This window comes from Schnuerera sp. xch1 (genome assembly GCF_019931165.1).
GTDB lineage: Bacteria > Bacillota > Clostridia > Tissierellales > Tepidimicrobiaceae > JAIOUP01.
In genome coordinates this window covers 23,305-44,505 of sequence record NZ_JAIOUP010000015.1, presented here as the reverse complement: position 1 = coordinate 44,505, position 21,201 = coordinate 23,305, and the positions used below count along the sequence as shown (strand labels likewise).

Annotated in this window: 27 protein-coding genes and 1 pseudogene; 26 read left to right on the top strand and 2 right to left on the bottom strand. The window is 31.5% G+C overall.

Annotation, left to right across the window (positions count from 1 at the left end):
- The first annotated feature begins 23 nt into the window (after positions 1-23).
- The 17 genes and pseudogenes from K8M07_RS10410 to K8M07_RS12800 all read left to right on the top strand — a co-directional run.
- On the top strand, positions 24-218 hold the full coding sequence (locus tag K8M07_RS10410; RefSeq protein WP_223378565.1) for a hypothetical protein: 195 nt from the start codon (positions 24-26) through the stop codon (positions 216-218).
- A gap of 27 nt (positions 219-245) precedes the next feature.
- Positions 246-1,205: a 6-phosphofructokinase gene (gene pfkA, locus K8M07_RS10405; RefSeq protein WP_223378563.1), complete on the top strand. Its 960-nt coding sequence runs from the start codon at positions 246-248 to the stop codon at positions 1,203-1,205.
- 13 nt (positions 1,206-1,218) lie between these two features.
- Entirely contained in the window at positions 1,219-2,982 is a 1,764-nt protein-coding gene (pyk, locus tag K8M07_RS10400; RefSeq protein WP_317845498.1) for a pyruvate kinase, read from the top strand.
- 13 nt (positions 2,983-2,995) lie between these two features.
- Positions 2,996-3,406, top strand: coding sequence for an acyl-CoA thioesterase (locus tag K8M07_RS10395; protein ID WP_223378561.1), 411 nt, complete (start codon positions 2,996-2,998; stop codon positions 3,404-3,406).
- Entirely contained in the window at positions 3,403-3,795 is a 393-nt protein-coding gene (locus K8M07_RS10390; RefSeq protein WP_223378559.1) for an FxsA family protein, read from the top strand. Before K8M07_RS10395 ends, K8M07_RS10390 begins: the two co-directional genes overlap by 4 nt.
- A gap of 119 nt (positions 3,796-3,914) precedes the next feature.
- On the top strand, positions 3,915-5,279 hold the full coding sequence (gene rlmD / locus K8M07_RS10385) for a 23S rRNA (uracil(1939)-C(5))-methyltransferase RlmD (protein WP_223378557.1): 1,365 nt from the start codon (positions 3,915-3,917) through the stop codon (positions 5,277-5,279).
- Between the two features lie 326 nt (positions 5,280-5,605).
- A complete protein-coding gene (locus K8M07_RS10380) occupies positions 5,606-6,601 on the top strand; it encodes a DUF4180 domain-containing protein (RefSeq protein WP_223378555.1) in 996 nt (331 codons plus the stop codon).
- Positions 6,602-7,441 (top strand): alpha/beta fold hydrolase, encoded by an 840-nt coding sequence (locus tag K8M07_RS10375; protein ID WP_223378553.1) that lies wholly within the window; start codon positions 6,602-6,604, stop codon positions 7,439-7,441.
- Between the two features lie 17 nt (positions 7,442-7,458).
- A complete protein-coding gene (locus tag K8M07_RS10370; protein ID WP_223378551.1) occupies positions 7,459-7,824 on the top strand; it encodes a DUF4180 domain-containing protein in 366 nt (121 codons plus the stop codon).
- Between the two features lie 238 nt (positions 7,825-8,062).
- On the top strand, positions 8,063-8,752 hold the full coding sequence (locus tag K8M07_RS10365) for a hypothetical protein (protein ID WP_223378549.1): 690 nt from the start codon (positions 8,063-8,065) through the stop codon (positions 8,750-8,752).
- A 14-nt stretch (positions 8,753-8,766) separates the two neighbouring features.
- Positions 8,767-9,546, top strand: coding sequence for a hypothetical protein (locus K8M07_RS10360; protein ID WP_223378547.1), 780 nt, complete (start codon positions 8,767-8,769; stop codon positions 9,544-9,546).
- A complete protein-coding gene (locus tag K8M07_RS10355) occupies positions 9,543-9,767 on the top strand; it encodes a hypothetical protein (protein ID WP_223378546.1) in 225 nt (74 codons plus the stop codon). Before K8M07_RS10360 ends, K8M07_RS10355 begins: the two co-directional genes overlap by 4 nt.
- A 90-nt stretch (positions 9,768-9,857) precedes the next feature.
- The gene (locus K8M07_RS10350; RefSeq protein ID WP_223378543.1) at positions 9,858-10,004 is read left to right on the top strand and encodes a hypothetical protein; all 147 of its coding nucleotides are present in this window, start codon (positions 9,858-9,860) and stop codon (positions 10,002-10,004) included.
- A gap of 127 nt (positions 10,005-10,131) precedes the next feature.
- Entirely contained in the window at positions 10,132-10,323 is a 192-nt protein-coding gene (locus tag K8M07_RS10345; protein ID WP_223378542.1) for a hypothetical protein, read from the top strand.
- A 66-nt stretch (positions 10,324-10,389) separates the two neighbouring features.
- Positions 10,390-11,325, top strand: a complete 936-nt coding sequence (locus K8M07_RS10340) for a DUF6994 family protein (protein WP_223378540.1) — start codon at positions 10,390-10,392, stop codon at positions 11,323-11,325.
- 155 nt (positions 11,326-11,480) lie between these two features.
- The gene (locus tag K8M07_RS10335) at positions 11,481-12,662 is read left to right on the top strand and encodes a DUF3991 and toprim domain-containing protein (protein WP_223378538.1); all 1,182 of its coding nucleotides are present in this window, start codon (positions 11,481-11,483) and stop codon (positions 12,660-12,662) included.
- A 29-nt stretch (positions 12,663-12,691) separates the two neighbouring features.
- Positions 12,692-12,823, top strand: a pseudogene (locus tag K8M07_RS12800) (DUF3852 family protein); the annotation flags it as partial.
- A 113-nt stretch (positions 12,824-12,936) separates the two neighbouring features.
- Here the strand turns inward: K8M07_RS12800 and K8M07_RS10325 are convergent.
- A complete protein-coding gene (locus K8M07_RS10325) occupies positions 12,937-13,341 on the bottom strand; it encodes a hypothetical protein (protein WP_223378536.1) in 405 nt (134 codons plus the stop codon).
- A 4-nt stretch (positions 13,342-13,345) separates the two neighbouring features.
- The gene (locus tag K8M07_RS10320; protein ID WP_223378533.1) at positions 13,346-13,642 is read right to left on the bottom strand and encodes a DUF2089 family protein; all 297 of its coding nucleotides are present in this window, start codon (positions 13,640-13,642) and stop codon (positions 13,346-13,348) included.
- A 279-nt stretch (positions 13,643-13,921) separates the two neighbouring features.
- Here K8M07_RS10320 and K8M07_RS12870 point away from each other — a divergent pair, with 279 nt between their 5' ends.
- The 9 genes from K8M07_RS12870 to K8M07_RS10280 all read left to right on the top strand — a co-directional run bounded on the left by K8M07_RS12870 (position 13,922) and on the right by K8M07_RS10280 (position 21,195).
- Positions 13,922-13,978 carry a hypothetical protein gene (locus tag K8M07_RS12870; RefSeq protein ID WP_411741970.1) on the top strand — a complete coding sequence of 19 codons (57 nt, stop codon included), beginning with the start codon at positions 13,922-13,924 and terminating at the stop codon, positions 13,976-13,978.
- 231 nt (positions 13,979-14,209) lie between these two features.
- Positions 14,210-15,130: a helix-turn-helix transcriptional regulator gene (locus tag K8M07_RS10310; RefSeq protein WP_223378529.1), complete on the top strand. Its 921-nt coding sequence runs from the start codon at positions 14,210-14,212 to the stop codon at positions 15,128-15,130.
- Between the two features lie 52 nt (positions 15,131-15,182).
- On the top strand, positions 15,183-15,809 hold the full coding sequence (locus K8M07_RS12715) for a DNA glycosylase AlkZ-like family protein (protein ID WP_263282526.1): 627 nt from the start codon (positions 15,183-15,185) through the stop codon (positions 15,807-15,809).
- Between the two features lie 8 nt (positions 15,810-15,817).
- A complete protein-coding gene (locus K8M07_RS12710) occupies positions 15,818-16,378 on the top strand; it encodes a DNA glycosylase AlkZ-like family protein (RefSeq protein WP_317845497.1) in 561 nt (186 codons plus the stop codon).
- A 21-nt stretch (positions 16,379-16,399) separates the two neighbouring features.
- Positions 16,400-16,765 (top strand): RidA family protein, encoded by a 366-nt coding sequence (locus K8M07_RS10300; RefSeq protein ID WP_223378527.1) that lies wholly within the window; start codon positions 16,400-16,402, stop codon positions 16,763-16,765.
- Between the two features lie 799 nt (positions 16,766-17,564).
- Positions 17,565-18,221 carry a hypothetical protein gene (locus tag K8M07_RS10295; protein WP_223378524.1) on the top strand — a complete coding sequence of 219 codons (657 nt, stop codon included), beginning with the start codon at positions 17,565-17,567 and terminating at the stop codon, positions 18,219-18,221.
- Positions 18,222-18,237: 16 nt separating this feature from the next.
- Complete coding sequence (locus K8M07_RS10290) at positions 18,238-19,905, top strand: antirestriction protein ArdA (RefSeq protein ID WP_223378522.1); 1,668 nt, start codon at positions 18,238-18,240, stop codon at positions 19,903-19,905.
- Positions 19,895-20,179, top strand: coding sequence for a DUF4314 domain-containing protein (locus K8M07_RS10285; RefSeq protein ID WP_223378520.1), 285 nt, complete (start codon positions 19,895-19,897; stop codon positions 20,177-20,179). Before K8M07_RS10290 ends, K8M07_RS10285 begins: the two co-directional genes overlap by 11 nt.
- Positions 20,176-21,195 (top strand): hypothetical protein, encoded by a 1,020-nt coding sequence (locus K8M07_RS10280; protein WP_223378518.1) that lies wholly within the window; start codon positions 20,176-20,178, stop codon positions 21,193-21,195. The genes K8M07_RS10285 and K8M07_RS10280 overlap by 4 nt, the downstream gene beginning before the upstream one ends.
- Positions 21,196-21,201 lie beyond the last annotated feature (6 nt).

Sequence of the window (21,201 nt, the reverse complement as noted above, 5' to 3'; positions counted from 1 at the left end):
TATGTAGTTAGGAGAATGTAAAGATGTGGACTGCAGTTTATTTAGCTACAGGATTGGATGCAGCGCAAAAAATTGAGAAAGCATTAAAAGAAGAAGGATTTTTAGTAAAGTTAAAGTTATTTTGTAAAGAAGATGATCAAGATTTATATGAAGTATTGATTCCTGAGTTTGAAGCTGATGAGATACAAGCAGTTCTATTTGATTTAGAAATTATTTAAATATTTATTAATATAGGAGGACAAAGTATGAAAACAATAGGAATTTTAACAAGTGGAGGAGATGCTCCTGGAATGAATGCCGCCATTAGATCCGTTGTGAGAACATCTATTTATAATAAATTAAATATTCTAGGGATAAAAGAAGGATATAATGGACTTATCAATGGAAAGATAGAGGAGATGAATTTATCTTCTGTGGCTGATATAATTCATAGAGGCGGAACTATGTTAAGGAGTGCTAGGTCAGAGGAATTTATGAATGAAAAGGGTTTTAACAAGGCAGTAAACATATTAAGAGTATTTAATATTGATGGATTAGTGGTGTTAGGAGGGGATGGTACATTTAGAGGTGCAAAAAAATTAAATGACTCAGGAGTACCAACTATATGCATTCCCTGTACTATTGATAATGATATGGGATATACTGATCATACTATTGGATTTTATACTGCAGTAGAAACTGTTATAGATGCGATAAGCAAGTTAAGGGATACATCTACATCCCATGGAAGGGCTAATATAGTTGAAGTAATGGGTAGAGAATGTGGTGATATAGCTCTTTATGCAGGACTAGCTGGTGGAGCAGAAAGCATAATTGTTCCAGAAGTTGAATTTGATATAGATGAAGTATGTAAAAGAGTGATCCAAGGTAAAAATAGAGGTAAACTACACCATATAATTGTATTGGCTGAAGGAGTGGGAAATGCATATGAGGTAGCAGAATCAATTCAGGATAAAGCTGATACAGATACTAGAGTTACTATACTTGGACATATTCAAAGAGGTGGTATGCCTACAGCCTATGATAGGATTTTAGCAAGCAAAATGGGAAATAAAGCAGTGGAATTATTGATATCTAATATAAGTGGAAAAGCTTTAGGAATAAAATGTAACGAAATATTCAGTATAGACTTAGAAGAAGCATTGAATACTAAGAAAGATTTTGATACATCTATGTATGAAATAGCAAAAATACTTTCAATTTAAGCTGAGGGGTGATATTGTGAAAAGAACTAAGATTGTTTGTACTTTAGGTCCAGCATCTGAAAAAGAAGAGATTTTAAAAGAATTATTTTTAAACGGATTAAATGTAGCTAGACTTAACTTTTCGCATGGGAATCATAAGGAACATAAGAAGAGAATGGATTTAGTAAAAAAATTAAGGGATGAACTAGAACTTCCTATAGCGATAATGTTAGATACAAAGGGTCCAGAGATTAGGTTGAGAAATTTTAAAGAGGAAGAAACCATATTATCTGATGGAGATTCATTTACTTTAACTACGAGAGATATAGAAGGTGATCAGTCTATAGTCAGTGTTTCATATGAGGGATTAGCAAATGATGTTAAAGAAGGAGATAAAATATTAATTGATGATGGTTTAGTAGAATTTAAAGTTCAGGAAATTGTTAACGGAACAGATATTAAGTGTACTGTTCTCAACGGTGGGACACTAAAAGACCATAAAGGGGTAAATGTACCTAATATCCCTATTAACTTGCCAGCAGTGACAGAAAAAGATATTAGTGATATAAAATTTGGTATAGAAAATGGTGTGGATTTTGTGGCTGCTTCATTTATTAGAAAAGCAGATGATGTGTTACAGATAAGAAAAGTGCTAGAGGAAAATAATGGGGAGCATATAGAAATTATCTCTAAAATTGAAAATCAAGAAGGTGTTGACAATATAGACGAGATAATTGAAGCTTCAGATGGGATAATGGTAGCGCGAGGAGATCTAGGGGTTGAAATAGAAGCTGAAGAGATTCCACTTCTTCAGAAAAAAATCATTAGGAAGTGTAATTTAACTGGTAAACCGGTAATTACAGCTACTCAAATGTTAGATTCTATGATAAGAAATCCTAGACCTACAAGAGCTGAAGTGACTGATGTAGCTAATGCAATACTTGATGGAAGCGATGCAATAATGTTATCAGGAGAAACTGCGGCAGGAAAGTATCCAATAGAAGCCGTGAAGACAATGCATAATATAGCAATTAGAACTGAAACATCTTCTGAATATTTAGATATACTGAAATCTAAGAGGAAGCTAGATGATCATATATCAACAACTAATGCCATTAGTAGAGCTACATGTACTACGGCAGAAGATTTAAAAGCAAGTGCTATAGTAACAGCTACTTCATCAGGATATACATCTAAATCAGTATCCAAGTTTAGACCAAAAGCTCCAATAATAGCAGCTACTACATCTGAAAGGGTTATGAGAAAATTAGCTTTAGTATGGGGAGTTTATCCTGTTTTATCTATTAAGAGTAGTAATACAGATGAAGTTATAGATATGTCAATTCATAGTGCAATGTTAAAAGGATATATAAAAGAAGGAGACTTAATAGTTATAACAGCTGGAATACCTGTAGGTGTTTCAGGAACTACTAATTTATTAAAAGTTCATACTATAGGTAAAGTATTATTAAAGGGAACAGGCATAGGTAAAGAATCTGTTTGTGGAAAGGTTTGTATTGGAAGTCATAAAGAAGATTTGAAAAATAAGTTTAGAAAAGGAGATATATTAGTTTGTGAATACACAGATAAAGATATGGTAGAATATATGGTACAAGCTGAAGCTATAATAGTTGAACAAGGAGGATTAACATCTCATGCAGCAATAGTTGGGTTGAACTTTGAAAAATCAACAATAGTAGGTGCTACAGATGCTACTAGAGTATTAAAAGATGGTGATATAGTAACGGTTGATGCAGTTACTGGATTAGTATATAAAGGAGAAGCTCAAGTTTTATAAAGGTGGTCAGAATATGGAGAATACTACAGTAATAAGAGTAAGATATAAAGAAACCGATCAGATGGGGATTGTATATAATGGCAATTATTTTACATGGTTTGAGATAGGTAGAACAGAATTACTTAGAAGTATGGGTATGACATATGTGGAGTTGGAAGACAGAGGAATACTAATAGCTGTAATAGAAGCAAATTGTAAATATATAAAGCCAGCTAAGTATGATGATGAGATAATAATAAAAACAAAATTGGTGAAACTAACAGGTGTAAGATCAGAATTTGAGTATTCTATATTTGAAAAAGATGAAAATGTATTATTAGCAAAAGGTTATACTATACATGCATTTGTAGATAAGAATATTAGGCCTATAAATATTAAGAAAAAACATAAAGATATCTGGGAGTTGTTAGGAGATAAAATATGAGAAAACTAATTTTGTTAATGCTTATTATTCCTATATTAGAACTATATATATTGATTAGATCATCTCAAACCATAGGATTCGGTAATACTCTAATTATTGTAATTTTAACAGGAGTAGCAGGATATTATCTAGCAAAGACTGAGGGGAAATTAGTGATTCAAGATATAAATAGAGAAATGGCGAGAAGAAATATACCTGGAGATGAAATTTTGGCAGGATTAAGTATATTAATAGGTGGATTTTTGCTATTGTTACCAGGGTTTGTAACAGATATAGTCGGTATAACTATGGTATTACCTGTGACTAGAGATTTTTATAGGGGTTATTTTAAAATAAGGATAGAAAATATGATTATGAAAGGTTATACTAGGTTAAGAATTAGGTGGTAACTATACCATTAAATGTATATATATAAAAATGTTGGGTATAATCAAGAAAGGCAAAAATAGGGGAACTGATTCTATAAAGGCACGTTTCGTGCCTTGTTTTTTTGAAAGGAGTATTTATGATGAATTTTAGAATAGGAGATAGAATAAGATCAGAAATTATCGATATAAATAATAAAGGAATGGGTGTAGGTAGATACCAGGGATTTACCTTTTTTATTGAAGGCTGTACCTTAGGAGATAAGGTATTATTTGAAATAGTAAAGCTTAAAAAACGATTTGGAATAGGTAAAACACTAGAAATATTGGACGAGTCGCCATATAGAGTAGAACCTAAATGTGAATATTCTGCTCAGTGTGATGGTTGTGAACTACATAATTTGAAATACGAAAAGCAATTGGAGTTAAAAAAGGATATTGTAAAAAATAATTTGAAACGGATAGGAAAAATAAAAAATGTACCAGTTAGAGATACAATTGGAATGGATTATCCCTATAGATATAGAAATAAAGGAGAATTTAAAGTAGGTAAAAATTTCGAAATAGGCTATTTTAAAAGAGAAACCCATGACATATATCCAGTAGAGAAGTCTATCATCCAGAAAGAGACTGTAGATGTGATAATAGAGTTAATAAAGGAATATATGAAAAAATACAAGGTGGAAGGCTATGATAGAAAGACTAAAAGAGGAGTTATTAAAAATTTAATCATCAGAACAACTAAAGATAATAATGTAATGGTAATAATCGTAACTAAGGATGAAAAGCTTCCCCACAAAGATGAACTGAGGACGGTTCTTTTTTCATCACATATAAATGTAGTAAGTATATATCAAAATATTAATAATAAAGATACCTCTGTAGTACTAGGGTCAAAGTATATAAAATTATTTGGAGAGAATAAGATTATAGATTATATAGGAGAGTATAAATTTTTAATTTCCCCAAAATCTTTTTTTCAGGTGAATCCTGTTCAAACAGAAGTACTATATGATAAAGTAGTGGAATACTTAGACCCGAAAGGAGAAGAAATAGTAGCAGATTTATATTGTGGGATAGGAACTATATCATTATATATTTCCAGATATGTAAAAAAGGTATATGGAGTGGAAATTGTAAAGGAAGCTATAGAAGATGCTAAGGAGAACACGAAGTTAAATAGAATAAAGAATGTTGAGTTCGTATTAGGAAAAAGTGAAGAGATACTTCCCAAACTAATTGGAAAAGGCATTAAATTAGATTCCATAATAGTAGACCCACCAAGAAAAGGATTGGATAGGTCATTGGTGGATTCAATTATAGAAGCTAACCCACAAAAGATAGTCTACGTATCCTGCAATCCATCAACATTGGCTAGGGATTTAGGATATTTAGTGGAAGAAGGATACAAAGTAGTAGAGGTGCAGCCAGTTGATATGTTTCCTCATACCGCTCACGTTGAGAGTATAATTCTGATGACGTATTGTGGTTCGGAGGAGAAAAAGTAGAGGTTGACCACAACATATAGTAGTCAGAGGACGATTTTGTAGCGAAAAAAGAGCAAAAAAACACCGTTTTTTGACCCCTGTTTTTGGGGTGATTTATAGATGACATAGGGTAAAACGAGATAAATTTTGTAGGGAGACATAGAATATAAACGCACTGAGATGTAAAAGTCTTTGTGCGTTTGTTTTATATAAATCTAAACTAAATATTTAATCCCAAGAAGTGAAGTCTTTACTCAACTTATTATGATAGGCTTTATTTTATTTGTTGACTTATTTAATAACATATGTTACTGTTAACATATGTTATTAAATAAGGAGGTTGAAACATGTCAATCAATTATGCAATTTTGGGGATATTGAGCTATAAGTCAATGACAGGATACGATATAAAAAAAGTTATTCAAAACTCCACTTTTATGTATTGGTCAGGAAATAATAACCAAATATATAAATCGCTAACAGAGCTACTTAATAAAGGGTTGGTAACTAATGTAGTCAAACATCAAGAAAGTTCACCAACAAAAAAAATTTATACAATAACCAATGAAGGGCTGGCTACTCTAAAAGAATGGGTGCTTTCTCCATCTGAACCAAATGAAATAAAGAAGCCTTTTCTTATTCAGCTCGCATGTTTCAATCACATTAATACCTATGAATTGAACATGATTCTTAATGGATATGAAAATCAAATTAAGACACAGTTATTAATGGAAAAAAACAGAAATCAGAAACAGAATACTATTTTTTTATCGGACAGAGCAACTGCCTTGGAAACAACAGTATGGAGTTTTATCAACAATAATATTCTAAAAGAATACGAAAATGAATTGAAATGGATTCAAGACTTGCGAGGAGCTATTGCTAATATTACTAATGAGAATGACGTAATTGAAAATGCAAATATGAAAGTGAGTGGTCGGGAAGAAAAAAACAACGGTATTATGAAGTATACCTTAAACAGCTGTAATGAAATAAGTTATATTTATTTTAGTGATTCAGAAAATAAACTTGATACAGAGAAAAATATATTAGACATAATTGTTGCATTAACTGAAAACAATACGCAATTTGTGTTATTCGATAGTGAAACACTTTCTAAAGATTTACTTGAATTAAAAAAAGGATTGGTTGGAACTTTACTTCAAAAATTCACAATTTATAATATTAAGTCTGCAATTGTTATTAAAGATATGAATAACATAAAAAGTGAATTTAAAGATTCAATTGCTGAAAGCAGTAAAAATGATATTCTTAGAGTATTTAAAAATATAAATGATGCAGAAAAATGGTTTTTAAGCCTAAAACAAAAGGAGGAAATTTAAATGAATTATAATAAAGCATTCAAAACAGAACGAGGCAGAGATGAAGTACTAAAATACTATGATATGCTTCTTGAAGAGCTGACAATACCATTTGAAAAAGTAAATATAAATACTCGACATGGAAATACATTTTTGATAACGGCGGGAGATATTTCCTCACAACCTATGGTTTTGCTACATGGGAGCAGTATGAATTCAAGTATGTGGATAAGTGATATCATGAAATATTCTCAAAGATATCGAGTGTATGCGATTGATATGCCTGGAGAACCAGGGAGAAGTGATGAGAGACAATATCCATTTACAACATCAGATTTGGATGAATGGCTATATGACGTATTTAATGAGCTATCTATAAATAAGGCGGTTGTTATTGGAGCATCTTTAGGTGCATGGTTGGCAACTAAATTTGCCATGCGATATCCAGAAAAAGTTGATAAATTGGTTTTACTATGTCCTGCTGGTATAGGAACACAAAACAAAAAATTTATATTTACAGCATTATTTCATATGTTGTTCGGTGAAAAAGGTATCAGAAGATTGTTTAAGAAAATTAACGGTGATGTTGATATTCCAGAGATTATATTAAACTATCAAAGAGTTATAACACAAAATTTCAATTCAAGGCGTGAACCAATACCTATTTTTAGTGATGATGATATAAGGCACCTGACTATGCCAGTATTCTTATTTGTTGGAGTAAAAGATATAATTCTGAATTCTATAGAGACTGTTGACCGCTTGAAAAAGCTTATTCCAGAAGCAAGGATTAATGTTTTTCCTGATAGAGGACACAGTATAATAAATGTTAATGATACAATACTTGAACAAATAAAATAAGAAGGAGATACGCAATAATGAAATACACTTTTTTAGGTAATAAAGATTCCATTTTATATATTGAGAGTGAAAATATTATAATAATTGACTCGCAATCTGCGCTTGATCTTATGATGACGGTTAAATATGAAAAAGATTGTAGCCGAATTATTTTAGACAAAGATAGTATAAGTGAAAAGTTCTTCACTCTTAGCAGCGGTATAGCAGGTGAAGTATGTCAAAAACTGATTAATTATAAATTTAAAATAGCAATAATCGGTGACTATTCCAAGTATACGAGTAAGCCTTTGCATGATTTTATTTATGAGTGTAATAACGGCAATGACATTTTCTTTGTAGATAATTTAGAAGAAGCTGTAGAAAAATTGGCATTGGCTTACTAAGTGCGATTAGTTTTTAATATAAATTCTAACTGCAGATGAAATAGCAGTTATGAAATTAAAAAATTTTGATGAGGCTTCAAATATAAAAGTAAATACCCAAATATTTAAAGATTTATTTAATCAAGAAAATGATTGATACAACATAATAAAGATATTAAGAGACTAAGTTTTTAGGTCAATGACCTATAGGCTTAGTCTTTTTTTTATACTCAAAAATAGAAAGAAAGGAATGAGAACAATGTCTAGATATTTTATGTATGGTACGTCACTAGGAGGGATAGAGCAGCTAATGATGCTGGCACCTAATTTCCCTCAAAGAAGAAGTGGAATAGTCATTAATAATCATTTTAATTCTGAAGGAGGTATTAAGATTTGTAATGGTTGTGTAGTAAAGGTTAAAAGCAGAGGTAACCCTAATGATTGTTTTTGTTTCAAAGAAAAACTAGAGGCGCATGAAATTGAATATACAGATCTGATAAAAGATTGCTTTGGAAGAATAAGAAATTATTCCCTAAAAGATAGATTGAAATTACTTAGCAGCAGATTTACTGGAGAACTATTTTTAAATCATAACCACAAGAGAAGATTTTACCATTTAATTCAGAAACAAGATATTGGTATAGAGGGTGGATCGCCAAGCTACCTTGCTGTAATATTTCTTCTTACTGCTGATGAAGTATTATGGAAAATCTCGGAGCATGCGGTTTGTTTAAATGGATTTGATTTTTCACAGATACATCTTAGACAAATTAGTACAGAAGGCTATGCCCTTTACCAAACGGCAAAAACTATATCCACAGGAAGAGAATATATAAGAATCAGTGAGATAGCAGATAAAGAACTTATCGATGATACTGCATTTAAGATAATAATCAATGCATCATTAATAGCAAAGTATGGTGCAGATGTATTTTCAATTAAAAAATAGGATGGAGGACAGATATGCTAATTAGATTAAAAAGAATCGACAGAAAAGAAGATGAGTCAATTATGTTTAATTTTCCTTATGAGGAAAATGAAATATCCAATGTATATAATCAACTAGAGATTGAAGTTTCAGCTGCTCCCAACTGTTATATTGATGGAGTGGTCTATGATTCAGATATGAATGAAGTTTTAAAAGGTAAAGAGTGCAATATCGATGAATTAAATTTCCTATATAAGAGGATGGATAGTTTCGATACAAAGGAAAGAAAAGTATTTTTTGCTTCAGCCTTTGTAGAAAATCCTAAAACAATAGCAGAATTAATCAATCTAAGCTTTAATACTCATTGCTATAGCCTTGTAAGTGACTTTAATAATCTAGAAACCGTAGGAAAAGATTTATATCTATCAGAAAAGCAAGCAGTAGATAATAGAGAATTAGAAGAGTTTGATGGTGAATCCATTGCAATGGAGGTAATAAATAACAATCCTAATTTTAGAATTACTCCTTATGGAGTCTTATATAAGAATAGCAATGAACCAGAGCAAATATATAATGGCAAGCAGTTTCCTCAATATCATTGGAAAGAAACTGTGGCAACAATACAGCTAAGCGCAAAAGGTGCAAATGAATTTATCTATCTTCCTTGTTCTGATATTGAAATTGAAAAGGCACTGATGAGATTAGAAACTTCTTACTTACATGATTGTGAAGTTACAATTATAGATGACAATTTTTCAAAAGAAGTATTAGATATTATTTCTGCTGATGCAATAATAAATAGCGGTGCCAGGTGATTAACTTATTATTTTTTTATTATGGCAAGGCAAAGGTAATTCTTAAAGAAGAGAATCCCAAGGAAGAAGATATAAAAAGAGCTGTTAAGTTTCTAGAGATAGCATCTGACAATGGAAACCAGTTTGCGCAATATATGCTAGGGAAATTATATTTGCTGGGAAAGTATATAACGGAATACAAAGAAATAGCTCAAAAGTATTTTGACCTATCTGCTGAATAGGGAAATGAATATGCAACGTTTTTTCTTAAAAATATGGATAAGATCCATAATCCATCTGTTTGTCTTGTAGCATCGAGGATGCTCCACCATATGAGTGAAATATTTGAGGATAATATTCTCTTAAAATCATCAGGGGTGGGACTTAAAATTGATAGTAAGCTTATGAAAAAGTTGAGAGAAAAGAAAGTTGCTCAGGGACATAAGAGAGATGATCATGAGCAGGAAATTATACTTTGATATTTTAAAGCTACATCGTGCTTGTTTATAAGTTTTTATTTTAAAAGATATCTAGCTGCTGTATAATGAGAATGTAAAGATAAACGTAAATGATTAATAAAGAAGAACTTATGCGAGGTAATGACCATTGAACTATTTAGGTGAATTTAAAAAGATAATTGAAGAGGTCTCTGAAATGTTAGGGAAACCCATACATAAAGACAAATATAAAGTAATGGATAGAGGTATACCCCATAGTCCTCAAAGCTTGCCAATTGGAATGATGGGTGTGTATACATTTTGGTATAATGGTAGTTTCTTAAAAATCGGTAAAATATGAACCTATATATGAAGGATTTGTGTCACAACGGTAAATAGGAATTTATTAGAAAGGAATTTGCTTAATATGATTGAAGAATATGTAAGATTTGTATTATTTAAAGATGAGAAACCTATTATATATGATATGAAAGATGAGTATAAATCGTTACTGTATTTAATAGAGAGTGATACTAATATTGAAAAATGGAAAAAGTATAAAAAATATAAGTCTCCACATGATAATGATTCTATAGACTGTGATGTTTGTGAACTGGCATTATATGTGTATTATAAGGTTTGGGGTTTTTTAAAAGGGAAAAAAGTTAATGGTGATAGACCTACTAGACAGTATAATGAAATCCCTTACTATGTGCGAAATCATAAGTATCAATTGGTAATAAACCATGATGAAAAAAAGGAATATTATCGGGGTGATACGATGACATCGTTTACGAATACGTATAATCATTATGAAAAGCACTTTGAAAGTAATGAAAAAATCAAGGAGCAAATAGAAAAAAATGCAAAATTACATCATACAATAGGAAATATGATTCCAGTACCAAGCTATTTCAATTCAGAGCGTAGCGGTAAGTATGCTAGATATGATTTTTGGGATTTAACTATGCAACAAATCAAGAAATGGTATAAGTGTCCTGATGACAACGAACCATTAAAGCAGCTGCTAAATCCAAATAGAGAGAATAAAGAAGAGAAGACTTCAATAGAACTGTGCAAACATTGGCTAAGATATTTTACAGACTGGAATAATTTTGTAGAAAAAAACTATTTGCAAGATTTTATGCAGTTATCTGATGATGGTGAATTAATGAAAGATGAAGATGGGGATTATATCTCAATGGACTTTTGGAGTAATCATTCTTATGAAGATTTCGATTTACCCTTGGAACCTGAGACATTTTATGACTACCTTAGAATTTTAAATCTTATTATAGAAAAAAGAAATGGAAGGATACTGGTAGAATTATATGAGAATTTAAAAATCAAACCTCAGAGATAAAATCTAATAAGTGGGTTTGATATAAATAAGGAAATATTAATTTAAAGCAGGCATCAAGAAAATTAATAATAAATAGTTAAAAAAACTACGGTCTTTCAAATGGAAGGCTGTTTTTTTATGTCTAAAATTATAAGAAAAATATAAGGAGGGTGCCTATGGGTATTTATATTCATTTTACAGAAGAACAAAAGCAAAGAGCCAATACAGTTGATCTTGTGGAATTTTTGCAAAGGCAAGGTGAGAAACTATTGCAATCAGGTAGAGAAAAAAGACTTGCAAGTGACCATAGTATTACAGTAATAGGGAACGAGTGGTATGATCATGCATTAGAGCAGGGAGGTCTTGCTATTGATTTTGTACAAAGCTTTTATGGTTTATCTTTTCCAGAGGAGGTAACGAAGATTCTTGGAGGTGAGCAAGGTGAAGTATACAGTAAGGCAAAAGAAATAAAGCAAACGGAACAAAAACCCTTTGAACTCCCACCAAAGAATTCAGATATGCGAAGAGTTTTTGCATATCTTATTAAAAATCGTTATATTGAACGTAATGTAGTCAGTTTCTTTGCTAAACAAAAATTACTCTATGAAAGCTGTGAACAATCAGCAGATAAGGCAAAAGAATATCATAATGCAGTATTTGTAGGTTATGATGAAAATGGAGTACCTTGCCACGCTCACAAACGTGGAATCTATTCTAATGGTCAAAGTTTTAAAGGTAATGTTGAGAACAGCAATCCTTGTTATAGCTTTCATTACACAGGAACAAGTAATAGGCTTTATGTATTTGAAGCACCTATTGATATGATGTCTTTCATTACAATAAATAAAAATACCAATTGGCAGGAACACAGCTATGTCGCATTGTGTGGAGTATCGGAACAAGCGATGCTTAAAATACTCGAAATTAATCCTAATTTAAATCATGTTCTATTATGTTTAGACCATGATGCAGCCGGGATTGAAGCAAGTGAAAAATTTCAGGATTTGCTTTCTAAGAAAGGAATTAAATGTAGCAGATTGCTTTCTAAATGCAAGGACTGGAATGAAGATATTAAAGAAAGCTTCAACCTCTCAGCAATTCCATCAGAGGAACACCCACAATATATTATTCGTGATGAAGTTTGCTCTGAAATCAAAGAATATATCTTAAAAATAAGAAAGAATGATAATTCTCATTCAAAACTAAATACCTTATTTGAACAATGCAATACTCATGATACAGAGCAGATGGTTGAAAATTTAAAACAACTGTCTGCTCTTTCTTTATGCCTTGCATCCAATGAATACAGACAGATGGGCTATATTTTAGAAAAGGACAAATTGCTTACAAATAAATAGCGGTGCCAGGTGATTAACTTATTAACTTAAAACTGGGTACTGCTTATTTTGACTATAGAAAACATGGACAATTTGAATGGGCGGCTCCTGCAATTTTGTTTGCATGTTTAGTATTTACACTTACTGCACCAGCATATATTTGGACGATTTTGGGGATGTAGTAAAAATAAGAGCCACTACACCGAAAAAAGTGTAGTGGCTCAATTTCATAATTAGTTTGATTAACTTTAGTGGGTTTGCTTTTTCACTTCTCGTGCAATGCTCATAATAGGAACTACTCAAGGTCTTGTATATTCATCTTATCAAGTAATGAACGCTTTTTTAAATTTTCTCTACAAGCGAAATATATGACCAACAATATCGCAGTAGGAATATTGTATAGAAGGAAAACAACAATCACTTGAAAAACGGCTGTGCCAATATTTCCAATAGGTTTGTTATGTTGTTCTGTTATAGTTTCTTCAATTACTGTTCCATCAGGAGCAATTTGTTCTAAGGTCAATTCTCCTTGAGTAAAAAATGCTGGAACACTTAAAACAGCTATTAGTGAAAATAGCAGACATATTATAGGTAATATCAGTCCAAACCATTTGCTTTGCTTTTTAGATAAAAATATTTGCAGAAAAACAACTCCAATTATTACTATGAGAAAAATAATTGTTCTTATTGGGAAAAACATTATACTAAACCCCTTTCACTTTCTTGTATTCATTAATGAGTATTTTTGCTGTATCGAAATCCAACTTATCATCAACAGCAAGTCTTTTAATGAGCGATATATAAGGCTCATTTTTGTTATCTTCAGCAATCTGTATTTTTTGTATCAACTTATCCAATCTAAGCCTTACGGTAGGATAAGTAACACCGTACTGATTTGCAATCTCTTTAAGCGAGCCAGAAGCTAAAAGAAATTTTTTAATGAATGATACATCTTCATCATCAAGACCGTGTATCCATTCTGGTACAATTTCTATTGCCATATTAAAGCCTCCTTTAATAATGTTGAGTATATACCTTAATATTATTAAAGTCAATATTGAATATAATATTTAATAAAAATATTGAAAATTTATATGACAGTAATCACTTAGGAGTTATAAAAGTTTTTAACCAGTCACATCAAAACAAATGCATTTTTCTACGAAAGGAGGTGATAAAAATATTTATCTGGGATTTTCTCTTAGGGGATGTAATGGATCAAATCATTGATTGGTTCTACGGTCAAGCTTATAGGTTTTCTTGCTGATTTCTTTGCCCAAATGGGAAATATGGGAGTAGAACTTTTTGAGATGAGCTGGGTTCAATCAATCGCTTAGATTAATAAATAGCGGTGCCAGGTGATTAACTTATTAAAATAATGTTTAGTGTGTTTTAAAGAAATTTTGATGTAATCCTCTATTCTGGATTTTAACATTCTTATTGGATAGCGTGTATATCAAAACTTAGTGTGGTTTCAGCCTAAAAAGTTGTGATAGAAATTCAAAATAAAGAGTTTCTACCTTGTTTTTTATGATATGATAGAAAAAAGTTAGAATGGATGATAAAGAATGAAAATAGATAGATTGCTTGGAATAACAATATATTTACTGAATCATAAACGAACGTCAGCTCAAATTTTGGCAGATCAATTTGAAGTATCAACCAGAACAATTATAAGAGACATAAACACTTTATGCCTAGCAGGAATACCCGTAGTAGCAATATATGGTTCAGAAGGTGGATATGAAATAACAGACACATTTAAGATGGAAAGACAAATTGCTGAGCAGACAGACTATTCCTATATTGTTACTGCATTACAAGGATTATCATCGGCCTATAGTAGTAAAGAATTGAATGATACATTAGAAAAATTCCAAAATCTTTGTTCTGGTAGACAGTCCAATATATTACTTGATTTAGGAGTAGTGCATGAAAATAGAGATACGAATGAGTTGCTAAATATATTGAATCAGGCTATTCATCAGAGACATACAGTGGAGTTTACATATACAAATGCAGAAAATGGAAATAAAGAATTTGAAGTTGAGCCTGTTGCAACAATGTACAAATGGTATAATTGGTATCTGCTATGTTATTATCCAAAATATGATGATTACTGCATTTTTAAGTTGGTTCGAATGGATAAATTGAAGATTACTGAGTGTGAAAACAAAAGAACACATAATCTTGATGAAGCAAAGAAAAGATGGGAAGAATCTAAAGATAAGCGAAAAACGATTAAAATAAAACTGTTTTGCAAAGCTTCTATAAAGTCAAAGTGTATGGAGTATTTGAATGGGAGGACTCTAGAAGAGTATGAAAATGGTGATTTTATTTATCAGATGATGGTTCCTGAAAATGAGCAGTTTTGGTATGCAACAATACTGTCTTTTGGAGATTATGTTAAAATAGTTGAGCCAGCAGAGCTTATTAACAAGATAAAAGAAAACTGTCAAAAAATATTAAATCAATATAAACAAGTATGACATACTGTTGTCATACTTGTTTTGGTATAGTAGTAGAAAAGGAAGTGTTTATATGAGGGAAATGATTTCAAAAGAAGAGCTAAGACAATTTCTAATAAATTATCATAACTTAAATGAATATGAAAGCTTTGTAGGAACAGATGGAGTGATGGAATATTTTAAAAGAGTAGGAAGTATTCAGTATGACCCTTTGAATGTGGTTGGTCGCAATACAGATCTGGTTTTGCAGTCAAAAGTACAAGGCTATAAGCCGGAAATGTTACAGAGTCTTTTATATAAAGAACACGCACTGATTGATGGTTTTGACAAAGAAATGAGTATTTACAGAGTAGAGGATTATCCTCTCTTCGCGAAGGTACGAGAAGCAAATATGCAAAGCACAAAAAGTACATTGGCTAATCGTGGGCAATTGGATGCACTTGATCTATTAGAAAATATAAGAAGTTTCATAAAGGAAAATGGAATTACGGGAACAAAAGATATTTCGATAGGGGAGAGCAAGAAAAGTCGTTGGGGACACAAAAAATTATCAAGCGCTGCACTGGATTATCTATATAGTACAGGAGAGTTGTGTGTGGCAGAAAAAAGGGGGATACAGAAATATTTTGATTTCACATTAAATGTTTTGCCTAAAGAGTTTTCTTACAATTTTGAGTTTGAAAATGAGAAGAATTTTTAAAATGGTACATAAAAAGAAGAATTAGAAGTGTAGGTGCATTATGGGAAAAAAGTGGTGGTGGATGGTTAGGGCATTATATATCTGACACCTGTAAAAGAAAAACCGTATTGGAAATGCTGTATAAAAAAGGAGAAATACAACGATTTTATGTTTTGGGAATAAATGTTCCGTTCTATATTGCAAAAGAAGATGAAAAGTTCTTGGAACTTAAGGAAAAAAAGAAAAAAGTAAAGTTCCTTGCACCACTTGATAATATGCTATGGGACAGAAATATGATTGCTAAAATATTTGATTTTGAGTATCGATGGGAAGTGTATACGCCAGTTGCTAAGAGAAAGTATGGTTATTATGTTTTACCGGTTATATATGGAAACCAATTTATTGCAAGGTTTGAAGCAGAGAAGGTGATATCTAATGCACCATTTAAAATTAGAAATTGGTGGTGGGAACCTGGAATTAAGACTACTAATGAAATGTTAGATGCAATTAATATTGCAATAGGGGAATTTGCAGAATATCTGGAAGCACCTTGTTTGCAAAATTATTTTGATACGATTATAAAAAAATAAATTATTGGAGGAAAACGAACTGTGACTAATATTAAAAGATATCATGTTAATGAAGAATATGCGTGGTCAGAAATGGTAGAGGCTGGAGATTTTGTGTTTTTAAATTTCTGCGTAGGTAATGTTGGACAATCTATTGAGGCGCAGGTGCATGGTGCGATTGATGATATGGAAAATCATCTAAAACAGATTGGATTGACTTTATCATCTGTAGTTAAGGTAGATGTATTATTAAGAGATGCTTGGAATATACCTATTATGGAAAATGTATTTAAGGAACGTTTCGTTGGTCAGTATCCAGCAAGAAAAACGATACAAACAGATTTTGCACATATTGGTGGTCCAGATGGATTACATGTACAAATTGATGCAATTGCATATAAGAAATAGGCAGTTTTGTTCTAACTCGAATAAAGCAATTCATACTGAAAAACTTTTCCAATAGAAGAACTAAAAAGATATACATTAATATAACATTTTAAATTGTAATGAACAAAGCCTTCAAATAAACATTTGAGGGTTTTGTTGCCTACAATTCTTGATACGAAAGTATTAGCTTATATTAGCAAAAATAAGTGTCAGTTACCAAGATAATACTTGACTAAATATAGCAATGTTATATAGTGGTAGATGAAAAATTCAAAAATTTTGTGGAGCAATTGCTAGAACTTCAGAAGTATACCCTTCCACTAAGGGGGTACTAGATACTTACGACATCATTATTGTACTCTCAAGGCACGTTGGAGGTACAATTCTGATGACATCTTGTACCCTTGGGATGAAAAAGCAGGGTTTAGACACAACATGTAGTGGTTCGAGGATGGTTTTAGGGTCGAAAATGACTGAAAAAGTACCCTGTTTTGACCCCGTTTTTAAGGGCATTTTATAGATGACATATGAGTATTAGGGTGATGATAAGATAAAAACAATAAAAACCGAATTAAAACTAAATGTTATTTAAAAATTTTTATCAAGCTTCAAAGTTAGAAAATCAGAATTAATTAAAATGTTCTTACTAATTTTGCATGTTACAATAATGGTATAAAGGCACTGAGATATAAAAATCTTAGTGCTTTTTCTATATAAATTAAAATAAATAATACAAATAGGTGAAGTCTTCGATTCAACTTATGAATCAATAGGCTTCGCCTTTTTTTATTTTCTGAATAAAAAGAAAGGATTGAGTACAATGTCAAAATTATTTATGTATGGTACATCACTGGAGGGAATAGAACAACTAATGGTTATGGTTCCAAACTTTCATCCAAGGAGAAGTGGCATAATCATTAACAACTATTTTAATTATGAAGGAGGTGATGGCAACTGTCATAGCCGTGGATATGTTCCTTTTAATATAAGACCAAATATATATGAAATGGAATATAAGAATCTTGTTAAATACTGTTTTGGCAGAATAGAAAATTATTATTTAAAGGATAGATTAAAATTCCTAACAGATAAATTTAAGGGGGAAGTATTCTTAGATCCCAAGCATAAAGAAAGATTCTATAATTATCTCCATAAACAAGACCTTGATATCCATGATATATCCTCTAGATATATTGCTATATTATTTCTCCTAACTGCAGATGAAACCCTATGGAATCTATCAAAAGATACTGTAAAACCAAATGGAGTTGACTTTAATAAATCTAACCTTAAACAGATTAGCACCAATGGTTATGCTTTATTCCAAACTGCAAAGACCATATCAACAGGGGAGGAACGCATTAAAATTAGCGAAATAGCAGATAAAGACTTAATTAATGATATGACCTTCAAAGCAATTATTAACTCAGCATTAATTACAAGATATGGTTCAGATATATTTTTAATTACTAAATAGAATGGAGGAATAGAATTTGTATATTACAATCAAAAAATCAAATGATGATAGTAAAATAAAGACCATATGGTTTCCAATGGAAGAAATGGAATTACAAGAGATATGCAATGAAGTAGGAATAGAAACAAGTACAGGGGTAAATTGTTATGTAGAAAATAGTAGGGATGAAAGATTCCTGAATATACTAGAAGATAAAAATGTAAACATAGATGAATTAAATTATCTAATGAAAAGATTTGATAGCTTTAGCCCAAGAGAAATAGAAAAGTTCTATGCTGCAGCCTTTACAGAAGAAGCAAAATCAATGGCAGATTTAATAAACTTAAGTTTTAATTTACACTGTTATAGTCTCATAAACAACTTTAGTGATTTTAATAAGCTAGGAAAAGACCTATACTTAACTGAAAAGATGGCAGTAGCCAGTGATGACTTAGAAAAGATGGATGGAGAAGCCTATGCATTAGATGTTATAAAAAACAATAAGACTGCTAGAGTTACTCCTTACGGTGTCCTATATAGAAACTCAAATGAAATAGAACAAGTATATAATGGGAAACAATTCCCACCATATGGCTGGAAAGAATCTATGGCTACAGTTGAACTAAAAGCAAAGGAAGTGCATGAATTCATATATCTTCCTTGTTCTGATATTGAGATTGAAAAAGCATTAATGCGGTTAGGCGTATCCTATCTACAAGATTGCGAAGTTTATATTGATAGCCATGACTTACCTAATAAAGTATTAGAAATGATTCCAGATAATATAAGAACAATAGAAAAAGTAGACACTTTAAATAAGCTTGCAAGCAAATTTAAAGAAATGGGAAGAGATATGCAATACTTTGAAAGTCTTATGGAATATGTAAATCCTAAAACAATTGATGAAATATTTTCTTTGGCAGAGTCTATGTATGAGTTTGAATTATTTGATGGCATTAAAGATATTGAAAGTTATGGGAGATATATGATTTGTGAATCAGGATATTTTGACTATGATTATAACTTGGAAGAATACATTAATTTTAAAGAATATGGAAGGGAAAAAATGGCACAGGAAAATGGGGGATTTTCAACTAAGGGATATATTATTTACCATGGATATAATCAGAAACTTGCCAATTTGTTATTTGAGAACCTCGACATAGTGATTCCAGAAGAAAAACAATTAAAGACAATGAAATTATATATGCCTTTAACTGTTACAACTTATGAAATTCAAAATGATTATGGTTATAGGGAAACTTTAAACGAACCATTGGAATTAGGAAACTATGAAATAGTAGACTATATTGATGAAATCTTAGATGCAATAGAAAGGGATAAACTGCCTGATGAAGTCCATAGGGGTCTTATGCATTATTATGATGGGAAGGATAGCGTTAATGGTAAGGTGGAGAAGTATGAGTTTTCAGTTGAAATGGTAGGGGATGAATTAATGGGAGTGGCAGTCCTAACTTTAAATGATGATTTAAATAGCCATGAACTGCAAAAGATTAAGGATTATGTAACTGGACAGGCCTCTGACGGCTGGGGAGAAGGTTTTGAGCAAAGGGAGATAGGGACTGATATGGGGGATGTATATATTAGTTTTTGGAACAGCGGTGATAGTTGGTTTATTAAAACAGCTGAAGAAATGGGAATAAATCAAGAACAAATAATGGGAGGGATGAATCTTGAACAATAGGAGACAAATAGAAAGAATAAAGGAAAGGTATCCTATAGGAACAAGAATAGAGTTACTCTCTACCATGGATGATATTCAAGGGGTAGAGAAAGGTGTTAAAGGAACTGTAGTAGGTGTAGATGATATTGGAACCATCCATATGAAGTGGGATAATGGTAGAGGTCTTGGGTTAATACCGGGAGAGGATAATTTTACAGTCCTATCTAGACCAGAAGAAAATATTCAAGAAGAAGAAATATCTAAGAACCAAGGCATGGGAGGTATGACTTTATGAAGAACTTAGAACATCTATTAGAGAATCTTGAAAAGAATAAGGATGAGTTAGAATTCCTTCAGGAAAGATTGGGAGAAATGTCTGTAAAGGAGAGGTATATTCTAGAAGGAGCTCTTGAACTTAATGAAGTAGGGACTGCAGCTGACTTAATTAATCTTACGGAACAACTATATAGATTTGAGTATTATCATAAAACTAAAGATGAAAAGTCTTTAGGAGAGTATGTTGCAAGACATGAAGAAAATGCAAGTGATGAAGTTTTAAAGTTTATCAAAACAGAAAAATTAGGCAGGGAATACCATGAAGATTATCAAGGTGTCTTTACAGATAAGGGCTATGTAATCCAAAGGGGTATCATTAGACAAATCTATGATGGTACAAATATAGATGAATTGTCCCAGGGAGACTGGGCAGTTAAAGTAAAGTTAACCAGTAAAGAAAAGTCTAAAGGGGTCTGGGTCAACCTACCTGATTATGAAATATCAAGTGGTCAACCTGATGAACTAATAATAGCTATGGAAAGGTTGGGAATAGAAGATATAAATGAAGTTATATTAGAAGATGCTAAATGCATACTTCCTAATATTTGTTATCTAAAGGAACAATATACAAGCCTAGAAAACTTAGTTCAAGATGGAAACAATTTAGGCTATATACTAGATGAACCCCATGAGGATAGGGATTTTTTTATGGAACACTTTCATTCTGCTATGGAATTGGAAGAGTGCATAAGATTGGACTATGCACTAGATATCTCTCAAAACCTAGATTGCTATGATTACCTTCCAAAGACTGCTAATCTTGAGAAATATGGAAGGTTTATAGCAGACAGGGATAAAGTTGTTAAAGATGGTACTATACTTGGAGATAATTTTGACTATGTAAAATATGCTAAAGCAAATATTGAAAAGGAAGAATTAAAGCCTTGCACGCATGGATTCATTAAAAGAAATGAAGAGAAGTTTCACTATCAATTTAGCCAGGAACCAGGTGGTATTAAACTATCAATGGAATAGGAAATA